This is a genomic window from Pseudomonas sp. NPDC090755 (assembly GCF_044769005.1).
Taxonomy (GTDB): domain Bacteria; phylum Pseudomonadota; class Gammaproteobacteria; order Pseudomonadales; family Pseudomonadaceae; genus Aquipseudomonas.
In genome coordinates, this window is sequence record NZ_JBIVXC010000041.1 from 1 (window position 1) to 10567 (window position 10567).

The following is a 10567-nucleotide window of genomic DNA, read 5'->3' on the forward strand; positions in this document are numbered from 1 at the left end:
ATCCTGCAGAACGGCCGCGCCGACCTGATCTTCGTCGGTCGGCAGATGCTGCGTGACCCGTTCTGGGTGCGCACTGCCGCCGATGACCTGAAGGAGTACATCGAGATTCCCAAGGCGTACACCCGCTATGGCGCGGTGTGGCTGGACACCAAGGCACCCGTTTAACCACAACTTCCCCCCGATCACTACATTCAGCGAGCCTGAAGTGCTCGCTGCGGAGACAGTCATGCCTGCAGATTTCAAACAACACGCCCAACAGGTGTTCGATGCACAGAAAGCCAACTTCCTCGCGGGCACTACCCGTGACCATGACTTCAAGATTGCCCAGCTGAAAAAACTTCGCTCGGCGATCCTTGAACACAAAGAGCGAATCTACGTGGCCATGGAGCATGATCTGGGCCGTGACCGCGAAGGGGTTGATCTGGGTGAAATCAATCCGGTCCTTCACGAAATCGACTTCAGCATTGAAAACCTGTCCAAATGGGAGGCCGAGGAGCAGGTGCCATCGGCGGGGCCGTCCGATGACACGGAAAACTCGATCAAGCGGGAAGGGTATGGTGTTTCCTACATCGTCGTGCCCTTCAACTACCCCGTTCAGCTGTTCGCCGGCCCGCTGATCGGCGCGATCATTGGCGGGAATACCGCCATCATCAAGCCGTCGGAAGCCACGCCCGAGACGTCCAAGGTCATCGAAGACATTGTCAGCGCCACGTTCGAGTCGAACTACATCCATGTTTTCCAGGGGGCGCGTGAGGAGAATGAGTTCCTGCTGAGCCTGCCTTTTGACCTGATCTTCTTCACCGGCAGCCCCCAGGTGGGCAAGATCGTGATGGCGGCGGCGGCCAGGCACCTGACGCCGGTCATCCTGGAGTTGGGCGGCAAGTCGCCCGCGATCATCATGGAAGACGCAGACCTGGACAGCACCGTGGAAGAATTGGTGTTCGCCCGAATGCTCAACAGCGGTCAGACCTGCGTGGCGCCTGACTATCTGTATGTCCATGAAAAGGTGAAAGACGCACTGGTAGGCAAACTCAAGAAGGCGGTTGCCGAGCGTTACAGCCAGGCGGGCAACAATGGCAAGATCATCACCCAGCGACAGTTCGATGTACTTGAGCAGATGTTGGCGCGCACCGACGGTACCATCGTTTTCCGCGGCGAGTCTGATCGTGAGCGGCGCCATTTCGGCCCAGCCATCGTGGATAACGTGGGTTTCGAAGACAGCCTCATGGAAGTCGAGCTGTTCGCGCCCATCTATCCAGTGCTGACCTTCAACGACGCATCCGAAGTCGCCCAGACCGTGAACAGGTATCACCCGAAGCCATTGGCAGCCTATGTGTTCTCGGCGGACATTGAAAATGCCAAGCGCCTGCTGGATGAAATCCCTGCCGGGGACGTTGGGGTCAACGCCATGATGCTGCATGTGTTCAACCCGCACTTGCCGTTCGGGGGGGTAGGTACCTCAGGGCTGGGCCAGTACCATGGTAAGTATTCCTACGAAGCGTTCACTCATCCTAAATCCTACCGAGTGCGTCAGCTGCGCGGCTGACTCTTACCCGCAAGGTCGTTGATCGACGCCGCAACCCCAGGGGTTCGGCGTCGTCGTCTTAGGCGGGCATCTCAACGCGGGCCAACTCCCGCAGATGGCTGAAGACGGTGATGAAGCGCGATACCTTTCGCAGTGACGCGTGCATGGTTATCCAGTAGCTCTTGGTCAGCACCACCTGCTCGGGCAGCACCCTGGTCAGTGGCGATTCCCTGGCGAGGAACGTCGGAAGGATGGCGATGCCCAGGTCCGCCTCGGCGGCCTTCATTTGCCCAAGAATGCTGGTGCTGCGGTACCTGATGTTGCCGGGCGCGGTGTAGTCGGCGGGTTTCGGTACGTTCTTGGCGAGCACCATTTCCGAAACATAGTCGATGAAGTCATGCTCCTGCAGGTCTTCCGGGTCCTGCGGTGTGGTGCGGGCGCCCAGATAGTTCGACGAGGCGTAGAGGCCCAGCTCGTAATCCTGAAGCTTGGACGCGATGTACGGCCCCCGCTCGGGGCGGTCGATGCTGATCACGATATCCGCTTCGTTGCGCTGCAGTTGAATGGCCCGGGGCAGGGCTAGCACTTCGATCTGAAGGTCGGGGTAGAGCGCCATGATTCTTGCCACATGTCCCGGCAGGATCTGTGTGCCATACGCCTCGTTGCAGCCAATACGTACCAGGCCCGCGACATCGGCGTCCTCGTTTACGCTGGCGGTGATGTGGCTGTACGCCAGCTCCATGTCTTCAGCGCTTTCCAGAATACGCCGGCCTCGCTCGGTGAGGGTGTACCCAGCCTGGGATCGCACCAGCAACTGGCCCCCCAGGGTGGTTTCGAGGGCCCTGACCTTTCTTGCCACCGTCGTGTGTTCGACCCCGAGCCGCCGGGCCGATGCCGTGAGCTTGCCGGTCCTCGCCAGGTCGAGGAAGAAGCGCAGATCATCCCAGTTCATCAATTCCCCCAGTGTGCATGGATGCACAGGGATTGTGCGCCCCGCATGGGTTCAACGTCCAATACCGGGCTGTTATATCTATTGCCACACCGCCGGATGGCCCAAGGCCCAAGGCGCTCCAACAACAAGAAACCAGGAGTCAGGTATGGCATCTATCGGGTTTATCGGGCTCGGCAACATGGGGCTGCCCATGGCCTTGAACCTTCTCAAGGCCGGGCATGGGGTCAAGGCATTCGACGTGAACAGCGCCGCGCTCGAGGCCCTGGCGCAAGCCGGCGGCACCCCGGCAAACTCGGCGACGCTCGCGGCTGAAGACACCGAGGTGGTGATCACCATGCTGCCCAACGGGAGCATTGTCGAAAGCGTCTACCTGGGAGAGGGTGGCCTGGCCTCCCGTGCGACGCCCGGCAGGCTGTTCATCGACAGCTCCACCATCGACCCTGCCACCACCCAGAAAGTGGCCGCCGCGCTCGAAACCGTGGGGGCGGGCTTTCTCGATGCTCCGGTCTCAGGGGGCATCATGGGGGCCAAGGCCGGGACCTTGTGCTTCATGGTCGGTGGTCCTGCTGGGGTGTTGGCCAAGGCCCGGCCCGTGTTCGATTGCATGGGCAAGAAAATCATCCACACCGGCGCCTACGGGTCGGGCCAGCTGGCCAAGATCTGCAACAACCTGATGGCCGGCATACTCATGGCCGGGACCGCCGAAGCCCTGGCACTGGGCGCAAAGAATGGCTTGTCGCCCAAAGTGTTGAGCGAAGTGATGATCGGCAGCAGCGGCGGCAACTTCATGGTGGAAAAGTGGAATCCCTGGCCGAACCTCATGCCCGGTGTACCTGCCAGTAATCACTACAACGGTGGCTTTCACGTAAAGCTGATGGTCAAGGATCTCGGCCTGGCGATGGACTGCGCGCAACAGGCCAACGCGGCCGTGCCGTTGGGCGCCGTGGCGCGCAACTTGTTCACCTTGCACGGGTCGCTGGCCGAAGAAAACAACGTGCTGGATATGTCCAGTATTCAAAAGCTGTATTTCGCTGATATTGATAACTACAACGAGGTTTGAAATGCCAAAGGCCTATTGGATTGCCCATGTCGATGTAAAGGACCCAGAACCGTATGGTATCTATGCGAAGTTGGCCAGTGCCTGCTTCGTCAAGTACGGCGCTAATATTCTGGCGCGTGGTGGGGACTATGAGCCGCTCGAAGGTGCTATCCGCGCGCGCAATGTCGTCATCGAGTTCGAGTCCATGGAACAAGCACTGGCGTGCTATCACTCGCCCGAGTATCAAGCTGCCAAGGCACATCGCCTCGGTAAAGCCGAAGCCGAACTGTTGATCGTTCAAGGCGCTTGAGCGACATACGGCCTGCTTTGCCTTGCACTCTGTTTCGCTGATTTGAATCGATAAAGCGTTCGTCTGGCCAGTTGCCGGACCGGTTCTGTGCTGCCCGAAATTACTGTTTGGGGCAGTACAGCGCCACCGCCGACTTGAGAAACAACCGTTCAGAACAAAAACAATAGAGGGCCTTGGGCTCAAGGGGTTGCTATATGACTGACATTGCACACGCTGAAACTTCAGCGGCGCCTGCCGCGCCGCGACAGGACAAGAAAATCATCTTTGCCTCTTCACTCGGCACGGTATTCGAGTGGTATGACTTCTTCCTGTACGGCGCCATGGCCGCCCTCATCGGCAAGCACTTCTTCTCCGGCGTCAACGACACCACGGCCTTCATCTTCGCGTTGATGACTTTCGCCGCCGGATTCATCGTGCGGCCGTTCGGTGCGCTGGTCTTTGGACGCCTGGGCGACATGATCGGCCGCAAGTACACCTTCATGGTCACCATCATCCTGATGGGGTTCTCGACCTTCCTGGTCGGTGTATTGCCCACCTATGCCTCGTGGGGCATCGCCGCACCGATCATCCTGGTGGTGCTGCGCATGCTCCAGGGCCTGGCGCTGGGCGGCGAGTATGGCGGGGCCGCGACCTACGTGGCCGAGCATGCGCCCAAGAGCAGGCGCGGGCTTTACACCGGCTGGATACAGTCGACGGCCACGGCAGGTTTGCTGCTGTCACTGGTGGTCATCCTGATCTGCCGCAAAGTGACCGGCGAGCAGTTCGATGAGTGGGGCTGGCGCATCCCGTTCCTGCTGTCCCTGGTGATGGTGGGCATCTCGGCCTGGATCCGCATGAGCATGCATGAATCGCCCGCCTTCAAGAAGATGAAAGAAGAGGGCACCGCGAGCAACTCGCCGATCCGTGACGCGTTCGGCTCCTGGTCGAACCTGAAAGTCGTGCTCACCGCCTTGTTCAGCATCAACGCCGGACAGGCCGTGACCTTCTACACCTCGCAGTTTTACGTCCTGTTCTTCATGACCCAGTTCCTGAAAATGGACCCGACACAGTCCAACACCTTGTTGACCATTAGCATCGTCATCGGGGCACCCCTGTTCGTGGTGTTCGGTGCGCTGTCTGACAAGGTTGGCCGCAAACCGATCCTCATGCTCGGCCTGTTGTTGGCAACGGTGCTGTACTTCCCGTTGTTCAAAGCATTGAGCTACTACGGTAACCCACAAATCGCGCAGGCCCAGGCCGTTGCGCCCGTGACCGTGTCGGCTGACCCTGCCACGTGCACTTTCCAGTTCGACCCCGTCGGCAAGGCCAAGTTTGACAGCCCTTGCGATAAGACCAGAACGTACCTGGCAAAGATGGGAATTCCTTATGAGTCTGTTGCTCTGCCCGCTGGTGGTGTGCTTACCGTTACTGTTGGCAATAAAAGTGTCACAGGGTTTGATGCGGAACTCATCAAGCAACTTACCCTCGGCGCGGGATACCCGGAGCGAGCCGACCCGACTCAAGTCAATGAAGTGATGGTCGTCCTGATCATGCTGGCGTTGATGGTCATTGCCTGCATGACCTATGGCCCGCTTGCGGCCACCTTGGTTGAATTGTTTCCCACCCGAATTCGCTACACCTCGATGTCCTTGCCTTATCACATTGGCAACGGCTGGGTGGGCGGGCTATTGCCGACCATCTCCTTCGCCCTGGTGGTGTACACCGGCGACATTTACTACGGCCTCTGGTACCCGATCATCATTACTGCAACGAGCCTGATCATTGGCATCTTTGCACTTAAAGAAACCAAAAACGTCGACCTGGACAATGTCTGAGTCTGTCGCCACGTCTGAATTAAACGCAAAGGAGTAGGTTATGAATGTTGCACAGGATAAGAACGCATTGTCTGTCGCCCATGTCGAGTTGCTGATCAATGGCGAGTGGGTCGATTCGCAAACGTCTGAATGGCTCGACGTGGTCAACCCCGCCACCCAGGAAGTGCTGGCCAAGGTACCGTTGGCGACCCCGAACGAAGTGAACGCGGCCATCGATGCGGCCGAGCGCGCCTTCCACAGCTGGAAGCACACCCCGATCGGCGCACGCATGCGCATCATGCTCAAGCTGCAGGCGCTGATCCGTGAACACGCCAAGCGCATTGCCTCGGTGCTCAGTGCCGAGCAGGGCAAGACCCTCGCCGATGCCGAAGGCGATATCTTCCGTGGCCTGGAAGTGGTCGAGCACGCTTGCTCGGTCGGCACCCTGCAGATGGGCGAGTTCGCCGAGAACGTCGCCGGCGGCGTCGACACCTACACCCTGCGCCAGCCGATCGGCGTGTGCGCCGGCATCACCCCGTTCAACTTCCCGGCGATGATCCCGCTGTGGATGTTCCCGATGGCCATCGTCACCGGCAATACCTTCGTCCTCAAACCGTCGGAACAGGACCCGCTGTCGACCATGATGCTGGTCGAACTGGCCCTCGAAGCGGGTGTGCCGCCGGGTGTGCTGAACGTGGTGCACGGTGGCAAGGCGGTGGTCGACGCGCTGTGCACCCACCCGGACATCAAGGCCATTTCGTTCGTCGGCTCGACCCACGTCGGCACCCATGTCTACAACCTGGCCAGCCAGCACGGCAAGCGCGTGCAGTCGATGATGGGCGCCAAGAACCACGCCGTGGTACTGCCCGACGCCAACCGCGAACACACCCTCAACGCCTTGGTGGGCGCAGGCTTCGGCGCCGCCGGCCAGCGCTGCATGGCCACTTCGGTGGTGGTGCTGGTGGGCGAGGCGCGCAGCTGGTTGCCGGACATCAAGGCCTTGGCGCTACAGCTGAAGGTCAATGCCGGCAGCGAGCCGGGTACCGACATCGGCCCGGTCATTTCGAAGAAAGCCCGCCAGCGCATCCTCGACCTGATCGACAGCGGTGTGCGCGAAGGCGCCACGCTCGAGCTCGACGGTCGCGACATCAAGGTGCCTGGCTTCGAGGACGGCAACTTCGTCGGCCCGACCCTGTTCTCGGGCGTCACCACCGAGATGCAGATCTACACCCAGGAAATCTTCGGCCCGGTGCTGGTGGTGCTGGAGGTCGACACCCTGGATGAAGCAATCGCCATGGTCAATGCCAACCCCAACGGCAACGGCGTGGGCCTGTTCACCCAGAGCGGTGCGGCGGCGCGCAAGTTCCAGAGCGAGATCGACATCGGCCAGGTCGGCATCAACATCCCGATTCCGGTACCGGTGCCGTTCTTCAGCTTCACCGGCTCGCGCGGCTCCAAGCTGGGTGACCTGGGCCCGTACGGCAAGCAGGTCGTGCAGTTCTATACCCAGACCAAGACCGTGACCAGCCGCTGGTTCGACGACAAGACCATCAACGATGGCGTCAACACCACCATCACCCTCAAGTAGTGGTCATGAGGCTGTCGGGGTTCGCCCGGCAGCCTCAGGGTTCGAGGGCGGGCACGTCCTCGGTCCACTCCCCGGGAGCGGCCAACAACCGGCGTGCCAGTTCCAGCCAGGATTTGGCTGCGAAAGAAAGCTGCCCGTCATGGCGCATGCACGCAACGTCACTTGTTGCAGGGGGTACCGGGTGCGACCTTTGTTGCAGTGCGGCGAAGGAATGAAAGGCCAGCCATGATCGAGAAGTGAGTGATGGCGAAAAAGCAGAAGAATGAAAACTGGGATGATTTTCGATACTTCCTGGCCGTGGCCAGGGCGGGTACATTGTCAGGCGCTGCCGAGCGGCTGGGCACGGAACATACCACTGTGGCACGTCATGTATCAGCCCTCGAAGAGGGATTGAAAGTCAGGCTGTTCCACAAGAGTAACTCCGGGTACGAACTGACCCCAGAAGGGGAGCGCGTGCTCAATGCGGTTGAAAGTATGGAAAGCATCCTGCTTTCTTATAAAAGTGATGAAAGTGACCCCGGACAAATCTCGGGGTTGGTCAGGATCGGGGCCCCGGACGGATTCGGCAGTGTCTTCCTGGCACCCAGAATGGCCGAACTCACCCGAAGACACCCCAATCTCGAGGTGGAAATCTACGCCGCGGCGCGGGTGTTCAGCCTGTCCAAACGGGAGGCCGATATCGGCATCAGCCTGGCCACGGCAGAGCACATGCGCGTGGCGTCACGACGCCTGACCGACTATCGCCTGCAAATCTACGCGACCCGTCAGTACCTCGACGATTCCCCGCCGATCCGCACCCAGAAGGATCTGGAACAGCATCCTTTCGTGGGGTATGTCGAAGATCTGCTGTTCGCCCCCCAGCTAAATTTTTCCAACGGTCTGGACGTGGCGCTGGTGTCGCGTCTGCGCAGCACCAATTTGCTCACCCAGGTGCATACCGTATTAGGTGGAAAAGTACTCGGTATTCTCCCGGCCTATATTGCAACGTCATTCCCCAAGTTGATCCCTGTGCTGGGGGACGAGGTGAACATAAAGCGTTCGTTTTACATGCATGTACATGAAGACCATCGCAAGGCGGCTCACATCCGCGAAGTCGCAAGGTTCATCGCAGAGCAAGTCGATATGAATCGGCAAATCTTCCTTTGAATAATTCATGGATGGCCCGCACCGCCATCAGTGAATTTCTGCACGTCGGCTGTGTGTTTATTGTGTTGTGAAGGCACAACCGGCGGGCGTACTGTAAATCCATCGAGTCAAGTTACTTATTGTTTGACTCCAAGTGAATGCAGAAGACCCGTCAATAATAAAGGTGCAGCATGCTATACGTCATCTACTGCAAGGATAATCCCACTACGCCCACGCGGCGCGATGAGTTCTATGATGCGCACCGCGCTTACTTGAAAAGTGCCCCGATCAAGATCTTGGTGGCCGGGCCCTATACCGCCATAAACAGCGACAACAAAACAGGCAGCCTGCTGATTGTCGAGGCCGAAACGCTTGAGCAGGCTGTCGACTTCCAACGCAATGACCCGTTCGCCCTGAACGGTGTCTGGAGCGAAGTCAGTGTGAACCCTTTTATCAAGTCGATCGATCAACGCTGAGTACCGATAACGGCACCACGCACACTGAATGATCAATAGTTCGATGTAAGTTAGTTGGTACAACCCCTCGTAGAGCAATGGAGAACAACAATGAAGACTATCGCTTGGATCGGCCTCGGTTTCATGGGCAACCCAATGTCCAAACATATGATGGCTGCCGGCTATACCGTAAAAGGCGTGGACATCGACCCGGCCGCCTGTGAGCGTGCCGCCCAGAACGGTGTGCAAATCTGTTCGACCGTCGCCGAAGCCTGCAAGGGTGTAGACGCCGTCTTCACCATGTTGCCGACCGGTACCGAAGTCAAAGAGGTGCTTGCCGGCTCGAATGGGGTATTCGCCAGCATCGCGCCGAATACCGTGGTCATCGACTGCTCGACCATCGGCATTGAAAACGCCCGCTCGCTGCACGCCAGCGCGAAAAAGGCCGGCCGCATCTTTGCCGAAGCGCCGGTGTCGGGCGGTACCGAGGGCGCCATCGACGCCACCCTGACTTTCATGATCGGCTGCGAAGACCCACATGTAGTACGGGTCAAGGAGCTGTTGAGCCCGATGGGCGAGTACGTCGCCCATGCCGGTGGCCCGGAAGCCGGCCAGGCGGCCAAGGTCGTCAACAACCTGATCATGGGTGTCTGCGTGGCGGTGAACTGCGAGGCCACCGCACTGGCCGAGCGCCTGGGCCTGAACCTCAAGGAGTTCTTCGAGATCGCTATCCGCTCCACCGCCGACAACTGGACATTCCGCGTCTGGAACCCGGGGGTGGGTGTGGTGCCGAGCGCTCCGGCATCGAAGGGCTACAAGGCGGGCTTCAAGACCTGGCTGCTGGCCAAGGACCTGACCCTCTCCATGGATGCTGGCCGCGAAGTCGGCGCCACCATCGCCACCGCCGAGGCTGCGCATGCGCTGCTGAAGAACCATATCGACAACGGCGGCGCCGACATGGACGCCACCTCCCTGGTGCTGACACTCAAAGAGACCGCCGAAAAAGCGGTGCCGCGTAAAGCCATCGCCTGATCGATTTGAATGACATGCTGGTGACGTCGGCCTGAAGACCCCGGTGCTGCTCGATGAAGTACGCGCCGGTGGTCGTATCCCCTTGATCATTGGTCAGGGCCTGACCGAGAAGGCTCGGGCAGCGCCGCCATCGTTCCTGCCCGATCATTCGGCCTGGGCGATGCTCTGTTCTTGGGCCTGCCGGCGATACTCCAGCACGGTCTCTTCATGAGCGGCGCCCCACTCACGCATCGCGGTAATCAGTGGGATCAGCGTTTCACCCAAGGGTGCCAGCGAGTACTCCACCTTCGGTGGCACCTCACGATAGATCTCCCGGTTGATGACCCGATCGGTTTCCAGTTCGCGCAACTGCAAGGTCAGCATGCGCTGGGTGATTTCCGGCATCAGGCGCCGAAGCTCGTTAAAGCGACGGGTGCCGGAGATCAGGTGGAACAGAATCAGCGATTTCCACTTTCCGCCGATGACGTCGACCGTGAAGGTAACGGGGCAAGCAAAGGCTTCCACTTCCCCGTGGGGGATACCAAGTTTCATGGATAACTCCAATGGTTACTAAAATGTGCCTACAGCACAAAAGTGTGCGTACTTACATCAAGTGTTTGTATACCTTAGCATGAAACCATCATTTGAATCGATGGAGTCTCCCCACATGAGCGTGTTGCTTTCCCCCTTCGAACTGAACGGCTTGAAACTGCGTAACCGTGTCGTCATGTCGCCGATGTGCATGCACATGGCCGCCGAAGACGGCTTC

Annotated in this window: 10 protein-coding genes and 1 pseudogene; 9 read left to right on the forward strand and 2 right to left on the reverse strand. The window is 59.3% G+C overall.

From position 1 onward, the window contains the following. The first annotated feature begins 226 nt into the window (after positions 1–226). Positions 227–1546, forward strand: coding sequence for an NAD(P)-dependent benzaldehyde dehydrogenase MdlD (gene mdlD, locus ACIQUS_RS26790; protein ID WP_403054090.1), 1320 nt, complete (start codon positions 227–229; stop codon positions 1544–1546). Positions 1547–1604: 58 nt separating this feature from the next. On the opposite strand, the gene ACIQUS_RS26795 is transcribed toward mdlD, so the two are convergent. Then, the gene (locus ACIQUS_RS26795; RefSeq protein ID WP_403054093.1) at positions 1605–2477 is read right to left on the reverse strand and encodes a LysR family transcriptional regulator; all 873 of its coding nucleotides are present in this window, start codon (positions 2475–2477) and stop codon (positions 1605–1607) included. A gap of 145 nt (positions 2478–2622) precedes the next feature. On the opposite strand from ACIQUS_RS26795, the gene mmsB reads away from it, so the two are divergent. From mmsB to ACIQUS_RS26835, 8 genes and pseudogenes are all read left to right on the forward strand, one after another. Beyond that, a complete protein-coding gene (mmsB, locus tag ACIQUS_RS26800) occupies positions 2623–3537 on the forward strand; it encodes a 3-hydroxyisobutyrate dehydrogenase (RefSeq protein WP_403054096.1) in 915 nt (304 codons plus the stop codon). Between the two features lies 1 nt (position 3538). Continuing rightward, entirely contained in the window at positions 3539–3826 is a 288-nt protein-coding gene (locus tag ACIQUS_RS26805) for a DUF1330 domain-containing protein (RefSeq protein WP_403054099.1), read from the forward strand. A gap of 194 nt (positions 3827–4020) precedes the next feature. Continuing rightward, complete coding sequence (locus ACIQUS_RS26810; protein WP_403054102.1) at positions 4021–5640, forward strand: MFS transporter; 1620 nt, start codon at positions 4021–4023, stop codon at positions 5638–5640. A gap of 40 nt (positions 5641–5680) precedes the next feature. Then, complete coding sequence (locus tag ACIQUS_RS26815) at positions 5681–7207, forward strand: CoA-acylating methylmalonate-semialdehyde dehydrogenase (protein WP_403054105.1); 1527 nt, start codon at positions 5681–5683, stop codon at positions 7205–7207. A 243-nt stretch (positions 7208–7450) separates the two neighbouring features. Continuing rightward, positions 7451–8353, forward strand: a complete 903-nt coding sequence (locus tag ACIQUS_RS26820) for a LysR family transcriptional regulator (protein ID WP_403054108.1) — start codon at positions 7451–7453, stop codon at positions 8351–8353. A gap of 170 nt (positions 8354–8523) precedes the next feature. Then, entirely contained in the window at positions 8524–8808 is a 285-nt protein-coding gene (locus tag ACIQUS_RS26825; RefSeq protein ID WP_403054111.1) for a YciI family protein, read from the forward strand. 90 nt (positions 8809–8898) lie between these two features. Continuing rightward, positions 8899–9819, forward strand: coding sequence for an NAD(P)-binding domain-containing protein (locus ACIQUS_RS26830; protein ID WP_403054114.1), 921 nt, complete (start codon positions 8899–8901; stop codon positions 9817–9819). 31 nt (positions 9820–9850) lie between these two features. After that, a pseudogene (locus tag ACIQUS_RS26835) lies at positions 9851–9940 on the forward strand (hypothetical protein); the annotation flags it as partial. Between the two features lie 23 nt (positions 9941–9963). Here the strand turns inward: ACIQUS_RS26835 and ACIQUS_RS26840 are convergent. Further along, the gene (locus ACIQUS_RS26840; RefSeq protein ID WP_403054117.1) at positions 9964–10350 is read right to left on the reverse strand and encodes a winged helix-turn-helix transcriptional regulator; all 387 of its coding nucleotides are present in this window, start codon (positions 10348–10350) and stop codon (positions 9964–9966) included. Positions 10351–10567 lie beyond the last annotated feature (217 nt).